The organism is Trichocoleus sp. ST-U1 (genome assembly GCF_039961835.1).
Lineage (GTDB): Bacteria > Cyanobacteriota > Cyanobacteriia > Cyanobacteriales > FACHB-T130 > FACHB-T130.
The window spans coordinates 81,090-101,623 of the sequence record NZ_JAMPJZ010000011.1; the positions used below are offsets into that span (position 1 = coordinate 81,090).

The 20,534-nt window shown below is 46.4% G+C and carries 18 protein-coding genes; 4 read left to right on the forward strand and 14 right to left on the reverse strand.

What is annotated here, in order from left to right; genetic code table 11:
* The first annotated feature begins 36 nt into the window (after nt 1–36).
* On the forward strand, nt 37–672 hold the full coding sequence (gene upp / locus NDA06_RS06765) for a uracil phosphoribosyltransferase (RefSeq protein WP_190426659.1): 636 nt from the start codon (nt 37–39) through the stop codon (nt 670–672).
* A gap of 10 nt (nt 673–682) precedes the next feature.
* Here the strand turns inward: upp and NDA06_RS06770 are convergent, their stop codons facing one another.
* The 7 genes from NDA06_RS06770 to NDA06_RS06800 form a co-directional block, all read right to left on the reverse strand.
* On the reverse strand, nt 683–1,342 hold the full coding sequence (locus tag NDA06_RS06770; RefSeq protein ID WP_190426660.1) for an HAD family hydrolase: 660 nt from the start codon (nt 1,340–1,342) through the stop codon (nt 683–685).
* Complete coding sequence (locus tag NDA06_RS06775; RefSeq protein WP_190532732.1) at nt 1,339–2,274, reverse strand: ABC transporter permease; 936 nt, start codon at nt 2,272–2,274, stop codon at nt 1,339–1,341. Before NDA06_RS06775 ends, NDA06_RS06770 begins: the two co-directional genes overlap by 4 nt.
* A 244-nt stretch (nt 2,275–2,518) precedes the next feature.
* The gene (pyk, locus tag NDA06_RS06780) at nt 2,519–4,303 is read right to left on the reverse strand and encodes a pyruvate kinase (protein ID WP_190678307.1); all 1,785 of its coding nucleotides are present in this window, start codon (nt 4,301–4,303) and stop codon (nt 2,519–2,521) included.
* A 143-nt stretch (nt 4,304–4,446) separates the two neighbouring features.
* Nucleotides 4,447–4,950, reverse strand: a complete 504-nt coding sequence (locus NDA06_RS06785; RefSeq protein WP_190411447.1) for a pentapeptide repeat-containing protein — start codon at nt 4,948–4,950, stop codon at nt 4,447–4,449.
* Between the two features lie 131 nt (nt 4,951–5,081).
* Nucleotides 5,082–6,374, reverse strand: coding sequence for a pentapeptide repeat-containing protein (locus tag NDA06_RS06790; RefSeq protein ID WP_190411448.1), 1,293 nt, complete (start codon nt 6,372–6,374; stop codon nt 5,082–5,084).
* Between the two features lie 33 nt (nt 6,375–6,407).
* Entirely contained in the window at nt 6,408–7,763 is a 1,356-nt protein-coding gene (locus NDA06_RS06795) for a sorbosone dehydrogenase family protein (RefSeq protein WP_190985547.1), read from the reverse strand.
* 168 nt (nt 7,764–7,931) lie between these two features.
* Nucleotides 7,932–9,149 (reverse strand): RNA ligase family protein, encoded by a 1,218-nt coding sequence (locus NDA06_RS06800; RefSeq protein WP_347276189.1) that lies wholly within the window; start codon nt 9,147–9,149, stop codon nt 7,932–7,934.
* 80 nt (nt 9,150–9,229) lie between these two features.
* Here NDA06_RS06800 and NDA06_RS06805 point away from each other — a divergent pair, with 80 nt between their 5' ends.
* Nucleotides 9,230–9,448, forward strand: a complete 219-nt coding sequence (locus NDA06_RS06805) for a hypothetical protein (RefSeq protein ID WP_190532721.1) — start codon at nt 9,230–9,232, stop codon at nt 9,446–9,448.
* Nucleotides 9,449–9,641: 193 nt separating this feature from the next.
* Here NDA06_RS06805 and NDA06_RS06810 read toward each other — a convergent pair whose 3' ends face one another.
* From NDA06_RS06810 to NDA06_RS06840, 7 genes are all read right to left on the reverse strand, one after another.
* Nucleotides 9,642–10,490, reverse strand: coding sequence for an XcyI family restriction endonuclease (locus tag NDA06_RS06810; protein WP_190985546.1), 849 nt, complete (start codon nt 10,488–10,490; stop codon nt 9,642–9,644).
* A 90-nt stretch (nt 10,491–10,580) separates the two neighbouring features.
* Entirely contained in the window at nt 10,581–11,921 is a 1,341-nt protein-coding gene (locus tag NDA06_RS06815) for a hypothetical protein (protein ID WP_190985545.1), read from the reverse strand.
* A 48-nt stretch (nt 11,922–11,969) separates the two neighbouring features.
* On the reverse strand, nt 11,970–12,656 hold the full coding sequence (locus tag NDA06_RS06820; RefSeq protein WP_199324054.1) for a chromophore lyase CpcT/CpeT: 687 nt from the start codon (nt 12,654–12,656) through the stop codon (nt 11,970–11,972).
* A 15-nt stretch (nt 12,657–12,671) separates the two neighbouring features.
* Entirely contained in the window at nt 12,672–13,088 is a 417-nt protein-coding gene (locus NDA06_RS06825) for a hypothetical protein (RefSeq protein ID WP_190411456.1), read from the reverse strand.
* Nucleotides 13,089–13,136: 48 nt separating this feature from the next.
* Nucleotides 13,137–13,979 carry an FAD-binding domain-containing protein gene (locus tag NDA06_RS06830; RefSeq protein WP_190436622.1) on the reverse strand — a complete coding sequence of 281 codons (843 nt, stop codon included), beginning with the start codon at nt 13,977–13,979 and terminating at the stop codon, nt 13,137–13,139.
* Nucleotides 13,980–14,127: 148 nt separating this feature from the next.
* Nucleotides 14,128–14,811 carry an S-layer homology domain-containing protein gene (locus tag NDA06_RS06835; protein ID WP_190430327.1) on the reverse strand — a complete coding sequence of 228 codons (684 nt, stop codon included), beginning with the start codon at nt 14,809–14,811 and terminating at the stop codon, nt 14,128–14,130.
* Between the two features lie 56 nt (nt 14,812–14,867).
* Complete coding sequence (locus tag NDA06_RS06840) at nt 14,868–15,044, reverse strand: hypothetical protein (protein WP_190430326.1); 177 nt, start codon at nt 15,042–15,044, stop codon at nt 14,868–14,870.
* Between the two features lie 422 nt (nt 15,045–15,466).
* On the opposite strand from NDA06_RS06840, the gene NDA06_RS06845 reads away from it, so the two are divergent.
* Both NDA06_RS06845 and NDA06_RS06850 read left to right on the forward strand, forming a co-directional pair.
* Entirely contained in the window at nt 15,467–17,263 is a 1,797-nt protein-coding gene (locus NDA06_RS06845; RefSeq protein ID WP_190436322.1) for a serine/threonine-protein kinase, read from the forward strand.
* A 773-nt stretch (nt 17,264–18,036) separates the two neighbouring features.
* Nucleotides 18,037–20,250: a polysaccharide biosynthesis tyrosine autokinase gene (locus NDA06_RS06850; RefSeq protein ID WP_190411461.1), complete on the forward strand. Its 2,214-nt coding sequence runs from the start codon at nt 18,037–18,039 to the stop codon at nt 20,248–20,250.
* Nucleotides 20,251–20,534 lie beyond the last annotated feature (284 nt).

Below are 20,534 nucleotides of genomic sequence, written 5' to 3' on the forward strand. Positions count from 1 at the left end.
CTTTGTCTTTGTGCATCTTTCGAGAGGAATTTATTAATGAATGCTGAAGTCACTGTAATCGAACATCCCTTGATCCAACATAAATTAACCCTGATGCGGAAAACGGAAACTAGCACAGGAAAATTTCGCAATCTCCTCAAAGAAATCGGAATGTTGTTAGCTTACGAGGTGACGCGAGATTTACCACTAAAATATGAAGAAATTAAGACGCCTATTGCCCCAATGTTGGCACCGATGCTGGCTGCTGAAAAGAAGATGGTGATTGTCTCAATTATGCGGGCAGGACAGGGGATTTTAGATGGAATTTTGGAACTGATTCCTTCAGCAAGAGTCGGGCATATTGGTTTATATCGCGACCCGACTACTCATGTAGCGATTGAGTATTATTTCAAGGTTCCGAATGATATTGAACAGCGAGATATTTTGGTTGTCGATCCCATGTTGGCAACCGGAAATTCAGCCGTCGCGGCGATTGACAGAATTAAGGAAGTTAGCCCGATGTCAATCAAGTTTTTGTGCTTGCTGGCAGCACCAGAGGGGATTGCACACTTACGCCGCGAACACCCGGACGTGCCTATTTATACGGCTGCAATTGACGAAAAATTAGATGAACACGGTTATATTGTCCCAGGACTTGGGGATGCAGGCGATCGCTTGTACGGGACAAAGTAGCGATTTGCACTTAGGATTTGATGATTGAAATCAATTCGGAAATCTGGTTAACAACAAAAGTTGGGTTGAGTGGTAAACATTTTGCGCGATCGCCATAACCATAAGTAGCCCAACAAGCATCTAATCCAGCATTTTTAGCAAACATTAAGTCTACATGACTGTCGCCAAATACTAAAACTTCGTTACTTTGGATGTCTGGATAAATTGGCTGGATGACTGAGTGGAATAATCTTGCATCCGGTTTGGTTGGCGTTTGTCCGTCATCGCCAATAACCAGATCGAAGTCAGTATTAATTTTTAGCTTTTCTACAGCAAGCTTTAAAAACTTAGTGTGTTTGACGCTAACAATTGCTAAGTTCAAACCCTCGGAAGATGCAGCTTGAATCACTTGCTTCACTCCCGAAAATAAATTGATTTTTAATAAACCTTCTGTTTGATAAAAGTGTCTGTAAGTTTGAATCCATGTAGGAATTTCTTCGGGCGCGATCGCTGGATGGAAAATCGGGAAAGCCTCGGCAAGCGTAACGCCAATGACTGAGCGAATCTGTTCCTCATCTGGCGGGTCGATGTTAAATGTCTGGAAGGTTTTGATAACGCAGGATATGATAGCTGGATGCGTAATTGCTAAAGTGCCATCAAAGTCAAAAATAATTAACTGATATCGACTCATTGTTCGCGACTTTCAGGAATGTAAGGAACACCGAGGGCGGCGGGAGGGGTTGATTTGCCAGCTAATCCGACTAGTGCCAACAGGGCAATGACATAAGGCAACATTACTAAAAATTGATAGGGAATATTCAGATTAAAGGCTTGAATTCGCAGTTGCAAAGCTTCTGTAGCACCGAATAACAAGCAAGCTAAAGCCGTGCTGACGGGATGCCATCTGCCAAAAATCAAAGCTGCAAGGGCGATAAAACCTCTTCCTGCACTCATATCCTCTACAAAGAATCTGACGTGAACTAATGTTAGATAAGCTCCTCCTAAACCGGCAAGACAGCCGCTGAGAGTGACTGCAACATAGCGCACCTTGGTGACAGAAACGCCAGCAGTATCCGCAGCACGGGGATATTCTCCGACGGCACGTAAAGATAAGCCTAAACTTGTACGAAATAGCAGGTATGTACTCAGGGGAACTAACAGAAATAATAAGTAAATTAAGGGGTCTTGATTAAAGAGGAGATTACCGATAACTGGAATATTTTTTAATCCGGGAATGCCGATGATTTGAATTCCTGGTAGCTGCTGCGCCTGACCGCTATTAAATAAGACACGCGACCAGAAAGAAGTTAATCCTGCGGCTGTAAGATTGATGGCAAGTCCAGATACTAATTGATCGACGCGCAAGGTAACGCACAGATAGGCATGAAGCAGTCCGACCAATCCCCCGACGACGATTGCTAACAGCATTCCCAGCCAAACATTGCCAGTAAAAAATGCTCCTGCTGCACTCGCAAATGCCCCGGAGAGTAACATTCCTTCTAGTCCAATATTTAGCACTCCCGATCGTTCGGAAAAAAGTCCACCAAGGGCAGCAAAGGCTAATGGTACTGAGAGGCGCAGGCTAGCAATTAGATAGTCGGTGAAAAAGTTGAGAGTGTCCATGCTGAATGAGGAACCTCTCCCCCAACCCCTCCCCTGCGAGGGGAGGGGAGAAAGATCCCTTGCAGATAAAAAATTTCTTCTTCCCGCTCCTATTAGGAGCAGGAAGAGAGATGCGAAGGGGGCTGGAGGTTATGTTTTTTGTGGTCTCGTGTAGTAAAAATTAAATCCTTACTTTCTTTACCTCATTGTGAAGGTTTGGGGGAAAGCGCGATCGCTTATGAGAGATAAACAGACGCGATCGCACTTAAACTGGCAGTGCCGGAGTCGTCTGAGAAGTCCCTGCCATTGCACCAGAGTAAACCAGACCCCGTTGCATATCTAGGGTCAAAATCGCCCCATCCCGAATCATTTCCGTCGCCTTCTTGACGCCCACAATCACCGGCACCCCAAGGCGTAAGCCAATCACCGCCGCATGACTGGTTAGGCTTTCATCCTCAGTAATAATCCCAGATGCCTTGCGAATTGCTTCCACATAATCGGCATTTGTGCCCGGTACTACCAAAATTTCCCCATGATTGAAATTGCCCACCTCTCTGGCAGTGCGAGCCACTCGCGCTCGACCGCTCACCGATCCCTGACCAATCCCAATTCCCTTTCCAAGAATGGATGTCACCACCTCAACTTTAATCAGGTCGGTTGAACCAGAGATACCTTGGAGCGTCCCGGCAGTCATTACCACCAAATCTCCTTCAGCCAGCAGCTGTTTCTCCAGCGCCACATTGATTGCCGCTTGGAACGTCTGACCCGCAGAAGGCAAATCCAGCACTAGAAGCGGCTTCACGCCCCACACCATCTGCAACTGCCGCGCCACGTCTACATGGGGAGTCACTGCTAGAACAGGCGTAGAGGGTCGAAACTTAGAAACATTTCGAGCAGTGGCACCGCTTTTGGTCAACGACATAATCGCAGCTGCCCCTAGCTGCTCAGAAATTTGACCAACCGCCTGACTAATCGCATTCGTGATCGAGCGAGTGGTGCCCCGGACGTTACGGGCGATTTGTTCTTGCTCAATCCGCACGGCAATCCGCGCCATCGTCTCCACCGCTTCGACGGCGTATTTACCCACCGCTGTCTCGTTGGAGAGCATCACAGCGTCGGTTCCGTCCAAAATCGCATTGGCAACATCGGAAATTTCAGCACGGGTGGGACGGGGATTGTTCACCATGCTGTCCAACATCTGAGTTGCCGTAATCACTGGAATCCCCAGTTGATTCGCCGTGGCAATCAGCCGCTTTTGCAGAATGGGGACATCCTCCGCAGGCAATTCTACGCCCAAGTCACCACGAGCCACCATGACACCATCGCTGAGCGAGAGAATCGCTTCCATTTGGTCGATGGCTTCGTGCTTTTCAATCTTGACAACCACCGGCACTTGCTTACCAGCACTAGAAATCAGCTCTTTAATTTCCAGCACATCCTGGGGGTTGCGGACAAAGCTCAGCGCTACCCAGTCAACACCTTGGTCAAGACCAAACATCAAGTCTTTACGGTCTTTGTCAGTTAACGCCTTAATTGACAGATAGACGCCGGGGAAATTCACTCCTTTGTTATTAGAAAGTGGGCCGCCGACGACAACGCGACAGTGCAATTCCCGCGCAGTGGGGTCTACCTGCTCGACCCGCATTTCTACTTTGCCATCATCCAAGAGAATCGTTGCCCCGTTTGGAACTTCATCTGCTAGAGGTTCGTAGGTGACAGAGCTAATTTCTTGGGTGCCTGGGACAGGGTGACTGGTTAGGATGAAGCGATCGCCCTTATTCAGGACGATAGACCCCGTTTCAAACCGTCCCAAACGAATTTTCGGGCCTTGCAAATCTTGCAAAATGCCCACTGGCTGATTCAGTTCAAAAGCCATCTGGCGGATCAAGCGAATGCTCCGCTGATGGTCTTCATGAGTTCCATGAGAAAAGTTGAGGCGCAGGGTCGTCGCACCCGCTTCAATTAAAGCGCGTAAGACCTCTGGGCTACTGGTAGCAGGGCCAATCGTTGCGACAATTTTTGTCCGGCGCTGGGGATTTCGCAGTTGCATGGGGCAAAATTCAGGGACAGAAGAGGACTGCGTGTAACAGGAAAGCAAAGGGATACTATCACATTTGTTCCAACTCCTATTAGGGCTTTGGAGCTGGTTCCCCTCTCTACTGTGTGGGTATTATACTAAAAAGCTTATTGATTTTACGGGTTTATCGGGTCGCTTCGGTCTTGGTTGAGGGGTTTCCCGGTCTCAGGTGCCGGTTTCTTTTGACCCTCAGCAAGCGGCTTGTAAACTAGACCGGAAGGCATAATTGTCCCGGTGAGATCGGCACCTGTCACGTCAAATGCTTCCTTCGCTTTGACTCCTTGTAGACTCGCATACTGCAAGTTCGCAAACCGCATCTTCGTACCGCTGAGGTTCGCGCCATTAAGAACCGCATTGTTCAAATTCGCATTTTCCAAGGTGGCTGCTGTAAGATCGGCTCCAGCTAGCACGACACTGGTGAGATTGGCATTGAGTAGATTGGCACCCTTCAAGTTGGCACCGCTGAGGTCATACCCAGTTAAGTTCACATTGCTCAAGTCACAAAATTGGCATTCTTTATAAATTAATAATCTCTGAACGTGTTCTGGATTCTCTGCTTTGACCGGCACTGCAAAGCAGACAGGCATCAACAGGGCAACAGCGAGGATTCCTGGTTTCATGGGAGGCTAGCCAACTGAGGAAATGAGTATCGATTGAACTGCCAAAACACCCTCTTGGTAGCCATGCGCGATCGCGCTATAGAATGCACAAAATCAGAACAAAAGAGTCAATGGGGATAGAATGCGATCGCTCAATATCCATTCAATCCAATGACACCTTTGAGCTTAGCATCCTTCCAGTTGGCACCCGTCAGGTTGGCATTCGCTAAGCTAGCTTGATCCAAATCTGTTTGAGTCAAGTTGGCATAACTCAGATTAGTATTTCCTAAATTGGCACCCCGGAGATCGGCACTGCTGAAATTGGTGTAACTCAAATTGGCTCCTGTCAAAATAGCATTCGTCAGATTGGCACTTTCTAGGTTGGTACCCATCATCGACGCTCCGCTTAAATTGGCAGACCGCAAATTCGCCCCACGCAAGTTTACACCGCTGAGATTAGCACCGTTGAGATTGGTACTATCCAGATAAGCATCCTGGAGGTTAGCACCCGCTAAATTAGCGTTGGTAAGATTGGCAAGCGGCAGTTTGGCATTTGTTAAATCAGCATCGTTAAATTTAGCACCCGTCAAATTGGCACGATTGAAACCAGCACCCGTCAAATTGGCACCCGTCAAATTGGCATTTGTGAGCGTAGCACTTTGGAAATTCGCTGCTGTCAGCGATCCTTTTTGCAGATTGGCACCCGTGAGAATTCCCCCATTCAAGTCAGCATTATTCAAAGAAGCCTGACTCAAATCAGCATTGCTCAAGTTGACACTATCCATATTGGCAGTCTCTAACTGGGCATTATTCAACTTGGCACCTGTCAGATTGGCACCAGCTAAGTTAACAATTTGCATCTGAGCGTCTTTTAGGTTTGCCCCGCCTAAATTGGCACCCGAAAGATTCGCTTCGATCAAATTCGCTTGTCCGAGATTTGCACCAACTAACTGAGCAAAATTCAGTTGAGTTTGGGCTAGCTGGGCACGCTCTAGCTTAGCGCCCGTGAGGTTCGCTGCATATAAGTTTGCCCCCCGCAATTTAGCGTCTGTTAAATCAGCAACAATTTTATTCGCCGCCGCCAATTTTGCCTGTCTCAAGTTCGCTTTTTCCAAATTAGCGGCAGTTAGTTTGGCACCGTTGAGCTGGGCACCCTCTAGCTTAGCGCCCGAAAGGTCAGCCGCCGTTAAATCCGCACCGTCAAGCTGGGCATTCTTCAAGTCGGCGTTTCTGAGATTAATCCCCCTGAGTTGGGCATCTTTTAGGTCACATCCAGGGCAAGTTTTCAGCGTCAGTAACTTCTGCAAGTCTTTGGAGTTTGCCGCTTGGGCTGGGGTTGGTAAGCCAAGCGTTAACACTCCGACGGCTGAAGTCGCAGCTAAACAAACCAAGCCCGCCTTCGCGGGCTTAAGGACAGCAAATTGATTAACGAGTTTTGGGCGCATGGGGCAGTTCTTTGAGCCGCGATTAACAACTACTTAAGAGCCACGATACTGGATGCGGTAAATCCGGTTATTGGCTTCTTCCGTCAGCAGCAAACTCCCATCGGGTAGCACGAGTAACCCCACCGGACGCCCCCAGGTGGTTGGGACAGAGGGGTCAAGCAGGAACCCAGTGAGAAAGTCTTCATAGTAGCCCTGAGGACGCCCGTTAGAGAAGGGGGCAAAGACAATTTTGTAGCCGGTGCCTTGGTTGCGGTTCCAGGAACCGCGAAAGGCAACAAAAGCGCCATTGCGGTATTTTTCTGGAAAGGTATTACCGTCATAAAACTGCAATCCCAAAGCAGCCGAGTGGGCTTGGAACAGAACGTCGGGCGTCTTTGTTTTCGCTACCAGGTCGGGACGTTTGCTCTTTCCGTTGACCAGATGACGCGGGTCAAGGAGATTTGGTGCCAGGTAGGCGTAGGGCCAGCCATAGAATTCTCCCTGTTGGATGCGGGTTAGGTAGTCGGGTACCAGGTCGTCGCCCAGTCCGTCTCGTTCGTTCACGGCGGTATACAGTTCGCCGGTGGTGGGGTGAAAGTCGAGTCCGACTGGGTTGCGTAAACCAAACGCAAAAGTTTGCTGGTTGGAACCGTCTAGGTTCATCACCTGTACAGAGGCGCGGGGGATGGCTTCTTCTGAAGCGTTGGATGCCGACCCAACTGAGACGTAGAGCTTTTGCCCATCGGGTGAGGCAACGACGTTGCGCGTCCAGTGCTGGTTGTAGCCGCCAGGGGTTAAGTTAGCGATTTTTTCGCCGGTTCCAGTGAGTTGTTGTTGTCCTTGCGTGTAGGGATACCGCCGGACTTCGCCTGTGTTGCCGAGGAAGAAGTATCCGCCCGCAAAAGTCATGCCAAAGGGGATATTTACCCCATTTTGGGAACTGGCAAAGGTTTGGCGGACATCAGCGACGCCATCGCCGTTGGTGTCACGCAGTAGGCGAATCTGGTTTTGTCGGGTTTCGGTGACTAATACATCGCCGTTAGGGGTGAGTGCCAGCCAGCGGGGTGCATCTAATCCATCGGCAAAGACATTGACGACGAAGCCAGCCGGGACGCGCAGGGTGGGGTTTTGCGGGATGGGCACCACGTTGGGCGAGTTGGAGGCGCTGTCGCTGGCGTAGGGTTTGGGTAAGTTATCGAGGTTGATGCGAATCGGTTGGGGTGTCAGGGGTTCGGTTCGCACCACGTTGTTGGTTTGCGTCGCTTGGGAAAGCTGTTGGTTCGGCTGTGCCGGAGTTTCTGTCGGTTGTTCGGTTGGTCGGGTTGTCTGGGGGTCGAGGGATGCCTGAGTTGAGTCACAGGCGGCTACTGTAGTCAGGATGAGCAGCAGCAAGAAACGTATCGATTTCATGTCAACAATGTGGGAACTCTAATTCCAGGGTAGTCATTGAAGACTAGAGTGCGATCGCGCTCATGCGAAGCGAGGCGTTAGCCTAGCGCAGAAAAAGTCAGTTCGCACTCTTCGTTTCAGATCGAGTATTTAGTTAGCCGCTGCTCACCCTACACCTGTTCCTAAATATTATTTTTTGAAGTAATTATTTATCAATTTTTTTGATTCCTGCTCCAATTGTTCGATTAAAGTCTGTTGAATTTTCTCAGGTAAGCTTTTGAAAATGCTTTCATAAGATTCGTTAAATGTTTCTATTACATCATTCACAAATAATTGAAAAACTTTGTCTATTGCTTTTGGGTCTTTACCAGAAACCCGGCCTACTTTTGATAGAGTATTCATTAATCTATTTTCTGTAACCAATGCAAGCATCGCCTCATGGAGCCATTTTTCATCACTCAAATAGTGAGAAGATGTTGCTAATTTTTGGTCGCCCCACTTTTCTGCCTGATGGAATCGGCTCTCTTCAGCGAATTTTGGAATTTTTCTCTTCAAGACCGGCCTAATTCTTCCCTTGGGAGTATCTATATAGATCGACTTTACAGGTTTAATGACAATCCCTTCCGCCTGATTGCTAAACGGCAATTTGGGTAAACCTAATAAGGCAGGAATAGTAGAATTAAACTCTATCTTCTGTGCAAGCGCTTGTTCGTATTTTCCAGTAAATAGCGGTTTAGCACCCAGCATTTCTACTTGCTGAAATAATTTCAGCGCTTTCTCATAATCTATGTAATCTCGTTTGGCAGTTCTATTATTTTCTTCAACAGCAATATCAAAAGCACAAAACTCAATTTTAGGTGAATAATAGATTCCTGTTTGGACAGCCTGAACACTAGGAACAGTCGCTACGTCAGGATGGGGATATTCTCCGCCAAACAATTCCCCATACACAGAAACTCTAAACGTTTCCGGACGTTCCAACTGGATAATTTTGAATATATCTTTGGCTTGTTGGGCTAATTTATATCTAAGCGTTTGATATCCAAAAAAGTCTTCGTCTGGCTGCAATAATTCTTTTCTCTTGGCAAAGCGAACGTCTGATCCGTCTGCGATTATACAGAAATTCGCCCCGTGAATTTTTTCAGTTACCACCCAGGCAGTTTTCTTGAAAATGCGATAATCTGATTCTGTTAAATTCCAATTATTCGAGCTTTCCGGTATTTTTTCATAGCTGATATGCGTCCAGCCGGTGAAGTTGCTTTCTTGTTTGTCCATCGGTTTTATTTTTTTGGAAAGAAGCTGAGAAAATGCGATCGCGTGGCTAGTTGAGGGATGCGATCGCGATTGAGCCGCTTGTGCCTTGAGTGCTATGTAACTCAGATCACTCGAAAGGCTGAGAATTTTCACACGTTACTCATCGAAGCGATCGCTCGGCGGGACGGAAAGGGGTGAGATATTAAATATCGTAGAGTTGACGCCCAACAACCATGCTTCCCCAAATCCAACTACTCCCCGGTGCTATCTCTGAAATCCTAGCCTCTGTCAGCGAAACTGGTATTCTGACTCTGGCTGACCGTTATGGACTGATGGCAGCTGCTCTGGATGAGTCCTTGGATGAAGAAGAAAGAGGTTGCGTCAACAGACTGCTGCGTTCTGTACTCAAAGGACGGGTAGCAGTAGTGGCTGACCTCTCCGCTGCTGCTTAATCTCGAAGTCAGAAAGTGTGCATTGCTGCTGCCAGGACAATGGGCGTTGAACTCAGCAGCGATCGCATTCTAAAATTTCGAGCCAAAATCGCAACTAGATGAAGCTTCAAGATTATCAAGAGCGATCGCGCGGTTGGTTGAAGGGATGCGATCGCTGTGCGATGCCACAGAAAAAACTAAACACAACGACGGCTCAAATATCAAGTAATCTAAAAAGTTCTTCTTTCTTTTCCTCGTCCTGTAACACCTCTTCAACAGTGAACCAGTAATTAACAAGGCTTTGGTTCGTCCTGAGATCGTCTCTAGCTTGTGGAGTAAACGAGACACCTTGCAGAACAAGAATCGTTGTTGACACCGAATTAGCCTCTTTAGCTCGGCTCAAACTTTTAATTGCTGCCCCAATCCGCTCTAAAACACCAGCTTTATCTATGCCTCCCTTGATTTCTACAGCAGCCACAATCTTGTCATCTTGGTAAACTGCGATATCAGGCTCATCAGCGAATGCGATTGTTCGTCCATCTGTCAAGACAATGCGGAAATCATCGGCGCTTTCCATAGAAACCCAGTTCTCCTCACGAAGTCTGCGGCGTAGCATAGCTTGGATAAGAATTTCAATCTTATTTCCCTTTGAGTTTTGCCAGGAACCTTGTGCTTGAGAACCAGCCGCCATCCCTCGCCATAAGTCAAATTCTCTCTGGTTTATCTGTTCATCAGCTTCCACTAAAAGGCTGATAATTTTGTTCAAGTGTTGAGTAATTCTATCGGCTACTTGCTCATTAGGTAAGACATTCCCTTTCTCGTAGTTAATGCATTGTAGTCCAACCTGACTCATAGATTTTTGAGAAACCATTGCCAGCATTCTGTAGTAGCTAACAGCACGCGAAATACTCATCAATACTTGGGGATGGGAAAAAATTATTACTGGCTTTATTCCTCTATGAATGACCTTGTTCCAGGCTGTTTTAGAAATTACTAAATTCTCACAATCCCACAGCAGAGTTTCCCCTTTAACTTGTTCGATTTGATAGGCAACTTCTAGCATCCCCCACTCATGAAGCTTCTCGTGGAAAAACTCACTCTTCGTTAGCTGATCGATTAACCAAGCTTCGCGTCCACCGAAGTTTGCCATTTATTACTTTTCCTTTTGCCAAATGACAATACTCTCGCGGACAGGAACCCGTCCATACTTGCCCATCTGTTGCGAACTGTTGCCTTTATAGCGAGCTATAATTATCTGTTCAACTTTGAAACCAACATCTTCTGCCATTTCTGAAAGCACTAAGTCTACTGGCACCATCTCCCCTTCAAACCGAACATTATCCACTACCATTGCTATTTTTCCACCAGGTGCCAGCACTCTAGCCCACTCCTTAATTACCTTACGCATATCTACGAAGTAGGCAGTCAACATATCAGGAATTCGAGGATTATTTAGTGCTTTCCCCCTATTTCGGAGTATGTTTACTACTTCTTCAATGACTGGATGAGATGGTTTATCGGTGTCCTCGACTTTCGATTCGATATGTGAGCGAAGAATACCAAACCGCAAAGCTTTTAATTCCTCAAAGTTTTTAACAAAATTAAAGCAAAGTTCTAATGAATAAGTTCTAGTATAATCATAACGATTGGCATAAGGTGGAGATGTAATAATTGCTGTCGGTGCTTTCTCGAAATTTACACTACTCAAGTCACGAGCATCTGCTAATTGAACATGGGGAAGTTGCGTCTGTTTATTTTCCTTCCATAAACAGCGTATTAATTGAATATCTTTTTCAGCTTCGTAAACTTTTTGTTGCATTATTTCATCCGGATCGGGAATCAGCCTATCCCGTTTCATTCGTAAAAATTGCCCATCCTTAGCTGTATAACTACAAGGTTCTAAAATCGATAAAAATAGCAGCAGAAAGATATCTCGCATGGGAGAAGACAATGTGTCTATTGTTGCTTTCCAACGGCGTAGGGATAGAAAGGTATCTGGTGCAAAAGCAACTTTCATAATGGCTACGTCTAAGGCTACTTCGGCAAGTTCAGCTTGGCTTACTCTTCCTCTGAGTGCGGTAAAAGTTTTTTGTAAAGTTTGTCCTTCTAGTGAGGAGAAAAGCGGAAGTGTGCGCGCAACAAATGTAGCAATTGGAAGCTTGTCTATACCTATTGCGGGAACATTGTGCTGCATAGCCGTGAAAAGAGTTGTTCCCATTCCACAGAAAGGCTCAAATAGATAATCCTCTTCTTTAAGCTCAAACCGGGTAATAAACTCCTTAACTAATTGCCAAGAAAATGCTTCTTTGTAGCGATAAAGACGAAGAATCGGGATGGATTTGTTACCAACATAGGAAACAAGTTTACCAAGTCGCAATTCTTCAGAAATTAATGGTGCAAACTTTGCCTCAATTCGCTGTAACTCTGAATAAATTGTTGGCTTTACAGATTGTACAGACGCATCCCATTCGGGAAATAAACTCAACTGTTTCACTAATAGTCTCTCAGAGCAATTTGGGAGGGTATCTACGATATTATTGATTTACCTGCTATGTGTCAAAGGCTTAACCCGCCGAAACTGGTAAGGTTCACCTTTTGACCCCCAAACTTGATTACCAGCGGCATCAAAAGCCCGATCTAAAGTATCCATTCCCGTAGAATGCAAGACAATTCGGTTTGTTACTTTGACAGCGCCTTTGTAGTCGCTGGGACAACCCGCCTCTGGTGTCTCGCCAATGTAGCGATCGCCATCGCGTTTCAAGAATACACTACACTTGGCAGAACCAACATCGCTCAATCTCACAACCCGCTTGGCTTCTGGCTGACTGCACAACCCAATGAAAGCGTCTGGAGTTGGGGGTTTAAAGGATTGCGATTCAATGCTTTGATTATCGGTAGTGGGGGAAATTTTTAAGAATCTCTGCCGGTAAGGTTTAGCAAGATTCTCAGACATGGCTTGTTCTTGATAAAGAAAAATTGCCTGGGGATTTTGTTTAGTATCCGCCACACTAACTTTACAGGTCGTCATTCTCACATTTGGAGCTTTTGGTTTGGCTTGCGCTTGTGCGGAAGTATCCATCACTCCTACCAAATGCGACACCACTTCCCCGACTTGCTGCTGAATGGGTAACAATGCCTGGAGGTTGTTCGCCGGACACGAATAAGCCGCTGTGCCAGTTGAAGAGACAAGGGCGATCGCGATCAAACTCCGAGTTCTTGTATTCTTCACAATAGTCTCCCAGTGCTAATCAAAAACATAACGTTCGGCAACGCGCCAGTAGCGAGAAAAGCGTTTAAGGTCAATATATCCGTCGTATTTTACAAATGGCTCAACAGATAACACTTCGATAGGAAGCGATTCCTCAATTTTGTCGCAAATGTGGTCAAATCGCGGGCTAGGACTCTCTGCTGTAACGACTCCATCAGCATTGTGTTCCTTGGCAAAAGCGATAACTTCAGCAGCGACATCACCGCGTCGAATCGTTACTGGCAGTTCTAGCAAACACTCATAAATAAAAGTAATCCGCTTGAGACTCAGCTGCCACTCTTCAATCAAAGCATCGTCCCAAACCCATATCGCGGGGCTTTCAGGGTATGCTTGCAATGCAGGATTTCCAAGACTTAAACAGTCTCCATGCATCCAAATAATCGGCTGTTTCATTAATTCAAGGCTCACGCACTCAAAACTCGCGCACTCAAAACTCACGCACTACCGACGCTTCTTCCCGCGCTGAAAACTCTTGCTACCGCCACTTCGATCGAAGCTTTGAGCTTTAGGAAACAATCGCTTCTCTAGTTCATCGTAGCTGCCCTCGAAGTCACAATGACCGTACAGGGGGCATTGGCGGCAATAGACGCCATCCGTATAGCGTTCTAAGTTCTCCCGGTTAAAGAAATAAGGCTTTTGGCTAAAGGTGCTGGCAACCCACTGCCAGGAGAGATTATTGCTGGCTGGATCGCCATCCAGTAAGTGTTGCAGAAACCATCTTGCCCCGACTTGCCAACGAATCCGCCGCCAGTGAACTAGGTAAGCGGCTAGCCACATTCGCCCGTGGTTGTGCAGGTAGCCAGAGGAGTGCAAGTCGCGGCTAAAACTGTCAATACAGACCATGCCGGTGCTACTTTTGTCAACATCTTCCGGTAACTTTTCGGCATAGTCTTTGGCTGTGTAGCCTGTCTTGTAAGGCTCTTGATCTTCCCAAATGTCGTTTCCCAGCTTGGCATAGAGACGCTGCCAGTAATCGCGCCAGCCGAGTTCGTTGATGAGTTTTTGTGCGTCATCTCGGTTTTCCACTTTGTCCAGCACAGCATCCCGCACTTCTGCCAAGCTCAAGACGCCGTAGCGGAGATAGGGTGAAAGGCGCGTGACTGCGCCACTAAAAGAATTGCGCGTTTTGGCGTAACGGGCGGGATCTACTTGACTTAAGAAGGCTTCTGCGGCTTTACGTCCTCCTACGGTGGTAGCGATCGCGTCATCGCGTTCGGTGACGGTAGGGAATTGTTCGCGGAGATAGGTAATTAAATCGTCGCGGCTGGCAAAATCTCGCCGCATATCTCGATTATTTGGCGTGGCGTTCATCGGTTAGCGATCGCTCCAAACTTTTCACTCCAAACTTATCGAGTGTAACAAGCCAGCCGCCTTCTGGCGCTCTTCAAAAGCAAAAAAGCCGTTTTCTCAAAGAAAACGGCTTTTTCGGAACTTATTGGATTGGTAAGCTCGCTGGCGAAGGTAAATCTTCTTCCAACATCGGTGCGGGTGCTTCTTGTCGCTCCAAAAATTTACTCAAGGCGTAAGCCATATCCCCTCTCGTCATCGGATTTAGGGGATTCAGATTGCCTTGTTCATCGGGATTAGCAAATCCCTCGTAAAGTGCAGTTGCCATCGATTTTTTAGCCCAATCCGGTATATTCCCGGAATCTGGATACTTCGCAAGAATTTTAGCAACGGTGTCATTCGGAAACTGAAATACACCGTGAGCTTGGGCAAAGATAGATAAAGCTTCAGCGCGATTGATTTTTTGGTTGGGGAAGAACATATCTCCCCGATATCCCTTCATAATGCCAGTTTTTAAAACTGTCTGAATGTCGTTATATGCCCAGTGGGAAGAAGGTACATCTTGAACTGAAATAACTTCTTGTTTGGTGGCACCCGCTCGTTTGTCCAGTTTAAAAGTTTTGACCAAAATTGAGGCAAGTTCTGCACGACTGATGAATTGTTCTGAACGAAACTGTCCATCAGGATATGCAGTCATTAATTTGGCAGCAATCACCTGTTCGATGGGGTCAGATGGGGCGTCTGAAGCAGGTTGTGTTTGAGCAGAAACAACTGCTGGAAAACATTGTAGAAACCCCAATAGAGAAAGAGTGCCCAGGATCTGACGCATAATTAAAATCACTTTTCAGTTGCTAACTTCACTGTATAAACACTGGAACCAAATCTTCATCGCCCATTCGGGTCAATCCAAGCGGGGATGTTGGCAATAATGGTGACGAATCTGGAGTTTGCAAAGTTGCAACCAGTGCTAAGACCGTGGATGCTTCCGAGGAGCCGTTGCAAAAAGTGGCATTCGCTGGCGACGATCCCGGCTAAGAGCGCATAGGAAGAAGGCGATCGCAACAATCAGCCTAGACACTCCCAACCTAAACAATCGGAACCTCTCGAATTATTAACTTCCTTAGAAATCGCCACATTCGCTTCTGATAGCTGTGTCATAATTACGATCCTTAGATATCAAGTTCTTAACTAGGTGTAGCTCACTCACTTTATTTTTATGAACTTTCACAGCGAAAACAGAAATTCCTACTCCTAAGCTGGTGAACTAGGATGAGAAGGGACAACTGGGAAAAGGGGAAAGATGAAGTCTCAAAAAAGGCGTACACCCACTTCCTTTATCTGCCATCCCTGGTTTGTTCGGATTGCGCGATCGCTCTGGCGTATGCCGCAAGTTAGCGGCTACTCGCTCTAGCTGCTCCCGCTAACTGCAACTGCTCGCGTAGCGGTTGCATAGAATCATTCAACCTGCGTTCGTTCTCTCACACATGAGCAACTTTCCAGACTTATCCAGCCACGGTTATCAGGTCGTCCGAGAATTAGGACACAACCGCGCCGGTGGTCGAGTAACCTACCTGGCGCTCAACCTGAAAACACGGCAACCCGCCGTCATTAAACGGTTTCAGTTTGCTAAAATCAACGCCACCTGGTCAGACTACGACGCCTACCAGCGCGAAATTCAAGTGTTACAGGGGCTGAATCATCCCGGAATCCCCCGCTACCTGGATTCCTTCCAGACCTCCGATGGCTTTTGTATGGTTCAGGAGTATAAACAGGCACCGTCTTTAGCCGTGCCCCGTAGCTTCGACCCTGATGAAATCAAGAAAATTGCGGTTTCTTTATTAGAAATTCTCGTTTATCTGCAAAATCGCATTCCCACTGTTATCCATCGAGATATTAAACCCGAAAATATCTTGGTTGATGGCAACATCAATGTTTTTTTAGTTGATTTTGGTCTGGCTCGAATTGGGGATGGGGAAGTAACGATGAACAGCGTGGCAAAAGGAACTTTAGGGTTCATGCCGCCCGAACAATTATTCCATCGGCAGCTTACTGAAGCCTCAGATTTATATAGTTTGGGAGCAACGCTAATTTGCTTATTAACTGGCATCAAATCTTCTGAGATTAGCCAGTTAATTGATGATGATTATCGAATTAATTTCAAGCATCTCGTTCCCAAGCTCAGTCTGCGGTGGATTGACTGGTTGCAAAAGATGGTGGAAATCAAACCAAAAGACCGCTATCCTAACGCAGCGATCGCCTTGGAAGCTCTCAAGCCTATCTATGTGATTCGCGTACCCGAAGCGAAGCTGAGTAAACCCATCCTAGAATTTAAGGCAAGAAAATTAGGTGAAAGGGTGACTCAAACAATCGCAGTTACGAACTCGATTCCTGATACCCTTCTGGAAGGAAATTGGGAAGTGGCACCCCACGAAAGCGATCCCCCCCATACACCAGATACTCACACTTGGATTTCTTTTGATTCCGTTAAGTTTGAGAACAATCAGGCGAAGTGTAAAATCAATGTGAATACCAGCCGGTTGATGGCAGATAAGACCTACGAGCGACATCTGTTATTACACACAAATTCTCTGCCAGAAACTCACGATATTACTGTTAAGATTCAGACTGCCCCGGTTCCGATTGCGAACAAAAAACTACCTTATATCGCGCTCGCTTTACTGGTGACACTTGCTGCCTCGGCGGCTTGGATTGAGGGAATCGCTTGGGGCGGAACGATTGCCCAAGTTGGGGCGATGGGTGTGGTCATGGCTGGGTTTATCACGCTGTTTGTCGCTGCATTTGGTGTGGCAGCAGCGGCTACGGCGGCGGCTGGGGCTGTGTTTGTCGCTAAGCTTCTATCCAGGTATAAAGTTAAGTTTGCGGGTATAGACACGGTTGTAGCTTTGTTGGTTGCGGGAATTGTCGCTTTTTTTGTGACGGGTTTTGGCGAGCAATTTAGAGCGGCAAATTCGGCGGCGGTTGGGTTTGAAGCGGTGGATTTTGCTGTATTTATGGCTGGTTTTGGGGCGCAGAGTCTGGCAGTTAGTTGTTTGAAAAGAGGATTTAGTCCCAATCTCGCGATTGGGGTGTCGCTATTAGCAATGGCGTTAGGCATGACTTTAGGAGTTGGCTTCCAAGTTGGATTGCTAAATCCTTTGGTGATGGGCGCTGTTTTGGCAGTTGGTTTACCTTTGGGAACCATCTTGTTTTATCCCCCTTTTGAGCGGGCAAGGTTAATTGGTAACTATCGCAAGTTTGAGCAACATTTGATTAAGCCGTAGTCAGGCAATTTGGCTCACGCCGCGTGCAACTTTTTTTAGGGAGTTTAGGCAAAGGCTTTCAACCTGTCAAACAGGTTGAAAGCTTTAAGGTAAGAGATTGATCTTCAGGAGCGGGGATGGTTTCATTCACACAGCAAGGATATTCATGCCGTGAATCCTGGCAATCGTCCGATTTGTTAAGGCTGGTGGTAATCTCCTTGGCTAAAGAATAATCGGATGTTTATACAGATATCTCAGGATTTTGAGGGCGATCGCACAAAACAGAAATATGTTCCCAGATATTTGTGCCAAATTAATCTTCCAGTCACTCCGGCAATCGTCCCAAAACTGCCTCCGATATGACATAAAATATTTCCGACTCAATTGTTTGAGTGATTCTATAGCGATCGCGCAGTTAATCCTGCTTTAAGGTGTAAGCTTAAGGTGCTTTCATCCAAAGCGATCGCACTTCTACTCTTTGCCATAGTCCGGTTGTCCGTCAGCATCAAAAAAATTTCGCAGCCCGCTTTTGTTAATCCCTCTTATCTAGAGCTACCAGCCGAATGCTACTGCATACAGCTTTAAGCTCATCCTTTCATTGATTAACAGTTTTTTTTATCACTCCAACTTTTACTAGCCTTGTTAGGATACAATTGTCGGCTGAGTAAGAACTACCAGATGCTGCCTCTCGATAAGCGAGGAAATAATCTACACTGCAAGGACTCGCTTCTGGGAGCGGCTAATACACCTGCCTCCAAAACAACCTTATTACCACTCTCCTACACGAGCCTCTTATGGAAACTAGACAATACACAGAAGATATAGATTTTAAAAAATACTGGCTTATCCTCAAACGGCGTTGGCTACCCGCCAGTACCGTCTTTATATTTACAGTTGCACTCGCCGCCGCATTTGCGTTCTTAAAAAAGCCTACCTACGAAGCCGAAGGGAGGCTTTTGTTTAAGAAGCAAAATACGACTTCTGCCTTAGTCACAGAGGCGGGGGCAAAAATCGGACAGTTGGAACCGCTAAATGTCTTGAATACTCCTCTGGATACAGAAGCCGAGATAGTCCGTTCTGAGCCTCTGATACAAGAGACGATAAATTCTCTAAACCTAAAAGACAAAAAGGGAGATCCCCTAAAACCTGCTGATTTCCTAAAACAGCTTACGGTAAAAGGGATCAAAGGAACCGATGTTTTGCAGATATCCGTTAAAGGCAAAGATCCCCAGGAAGCTGCAAAGATAGTCAACAAACTGATGGATTTGTATCGCGAGAAGAATGTACTTAATAACCGCGCTCAAGCAGCGGCGGCTCGCGAATTTATTAGTAAGCAGCTACCGAAGACTGAAGCCACTGTTCGTCAAGCAGAAGCCGCTTTGCGTAGTTTCAAAGAACAGAATAACATTGTAGCTCTAGAAGAAGAAGGAAGCTCAGCCGTAAAAGCGATCGCAGAGCTAGACAGCAAAAAAGCGCAAACTCAAGCTGAACTTGAAGATGCAACTGCTAGAGTCGCCGCCTTCCAAAGTAAGATAGGACTGAATTCACAGCGGGCTATGGCTCTAAACTCGCTCAGTCAATCTCCCGCAGTTCAGCAAGTGCTGATAGAACTCCAAAAAATTGAAGGCGAGTTGACAGTTGAGCGCACCCGCTTTCAGGATGAAAACCCCAAAATAATTAATCTCGAAAGCAAACAAGCGGCATTAAAAGCTTTACTACAGGAACGGGTAGGAGAGATTGTTGGCACCAACCAACAAGTATCCGAAGCAAATTTACAAATTGGGGAACTTGAACAAAAACTGACCGCAGAATTAGTCAATGCAGAAGTGCAACGCTTAGGTTTGGCTAATCAAGTGACTTTTTTATCTCGCGCTCAGGAGGCGTACAAACAAAGAGCGAACATTTTACCTAGATTGCAACAGGGTCAGCGGGATTTACAACGGCAAGTAGAAGCCGCGCAATCTACCTACCAAATTCTTTTGAAAAATCTTCAAGAGGTACAGATTGCGGAAAATCAGAATGTAGGCAACGCTAGTTTAATTTCCGCCGCTACAGTTCCAGAAAAGCCCGTAGGTACTCGCAAGCTAATAATCATAGCTGCCGGAATTGTTGCAGGCAGTCTACTTTATGTAATTACTGCTTTCCTTGTAGACCTGAAAGATCCAACTATCAAAACTGCAAAGGAGGTGCGGGAGTTATTTAAATATACTGTCCTGGGAATGATTCCTTCTTTGAAGAAAAAAGTTACTTTTCGCAGTAAGAAACTAGAAAGAATTCTTCCGCAGCTTCCTGTTAGAGATAATCCACATTCGGTTATCAGTGAAGCTTACCGTATGCTTCAGGCAAACTTGAAGTTTCTCAGTCCAGATCAAGAGCTGAAAGTCATTGCGGTGACAAGTTCTGTTTCCAAAGAAGGCAAGTCTACAGTTTGTGCCAACTTGGCTATCGCTATGGCTCAACTAGGAAGACGAGTTTTATTAATAGATGCGGATCTGCACCATCCCATGCAGCATCATATCTGGGACTTGACTAATGCAATTGGTCTGAGCGATGTCATCGTTAATCAAGCTGAGTTTGAGATGGCTGTGCGAGAAGTGATGGATAACTTGGATGTGCTTCCTTCTGGGGTGATTCCTCCTAATCCATTGGCTCTTGTTGACTCAAAGCGGATGGCTGGATTAATTGACAATTTTTCTAAAGACTACGATTTTATAATCCTTGATACGCCTCCAATTGTTCTGGTGGCAGATGCTCTGGCAGTAGGCAAGATGACTGATGGTATGTTATTGGTAGTTCGCCCAGGCGTGGTTGATACTGTCAGCGCTGCTGCTTGTAAGCAATTTTTGGTACAGTCAGGTCAGAAGGTCTTGGGCTTGGTCGTCAATGGTGTGATTGTGGAAAACGAACCTGATAGTTATTTCCACCATGCCAAGGCATACTACAAGGAAGATGCCAGTACGCCAAAAATGCTGACAGCGAAGGCTCCTAAAAATAGCGATCGCGCTTAAACAAGCATTAATCGATTACTTCTAGCTCGAACCATAAGCGTACCGTTGTAAGGACGTTCTATACGCTTATGGCGAATCCTCTTCTCCTAACCGTGTTCGGGGTAGGAGAATTTTGTTATGGGAAAAAGGCGAGTCCCCTTTCCGTGTAGAGAAGACCGCTGATATACACTTGCTTAAATGCGTTACGTTGATACCCCTCACCAATAGGACAACTAAGCAAATTCGCTCTTGCAGGCTGCTACTGCGGATCGGCAAAGAAATATTTTCTAGTAGAGAATATTAAA

Coding starts and splice junctions, on each gene's coding strand:
- upp (WP_190426659.1), top strand. CDS start 37: ATGAATGCTGAAGTCACTGTAATCGAACATCCCTTGATCCAACATAAA.
- NDA06_RS06770 (WP_190426660.1), bottom strand. CDS start 1,342: ATGAGTCGATATCAGTTAATTATTTTTGACTTTGATGGCACTTTAGCA.
- NDA06_RS06775 (WP_190532732.1), bottom strand. CDS start 2,274: ATGGACACTCTCAACTTTTTCACCGACTATCTAATTGCTAGCCTGCGC.
- pyk (WP_190678307.1), bottom strand. CDS start 4,303: ATGCAACTGCGAAATCCCCAGCGCCGGACAAAAATTGTCGCAACGATT.
- NDA06_RS06785 (WP_190411447.1), bottom strand. CDS start 4,950: ATGAAACCAGGAATCCTCGCTGTTGCCCTGTTGATGCCTGTCTGCTTT.
- NDA06_RS06790 (WP_190411448.1), bottom strand. CDS start 6,374: ATGCGCCCAAAACTCGTTAATCAATTTGCTGTCCTTAAGCCCGCGAAG.
- NDA06_RS06795 (WP_190985547.1), bottom strand. CDS start 7,763: ATGAAATCGATACGTTTCTTGCTGCTGCTCATCCTGACTACAGTAGCC.
- NDA06_RS06805 (WP_190532721.1), top strand. CDS start 9,230: ATGCTTCCCCAAATCCAACTACTCCCCGGTGCTATCTCTGAAATCCTA.
- NDA06_RS06810 (WP_190985546.1), bottom strand. CDS start 10,490: ATGCTAGAAGTTGCCTATCAAATCGAACAAGTTAAAGGGGAAACTCTG.
- NDA06_RS06825 (WP_190411456.1), bottom strand. CDS start 13,088: ATGAAACAGCCGATTATTTGGATGCATGGAGACTGTTTAAGTCTTGGA.
- NDA06_RS06830 (WP_190436622.1), bottom strand. CDS start 13,979: ATGCGGCGAGATTTTGCCAGCCGCGACGATTTAATTACCTATCTCCGC.
- NDA06_RS06835 (WP_190430327.1), bottom strand. CDS start 14,811: ATGCGTCAGATCCTGGGCACTCTTTCTCTATTGGGGTTTCTACAATGT.
- NDA06_RS06845 (WP_190436322.1), top strand. CDS start 15,467: ATGAGCAACTTTCCAGACTTATCCAGCCACGGTTATCAGGTCGTCCGA.
- NDA06_RS06850 (WP_190411461.1), top strand. CDS start 18,037: ATGGAAACTAGACAATACACAGAAGATATAGATTTTAAAAAATACTGG.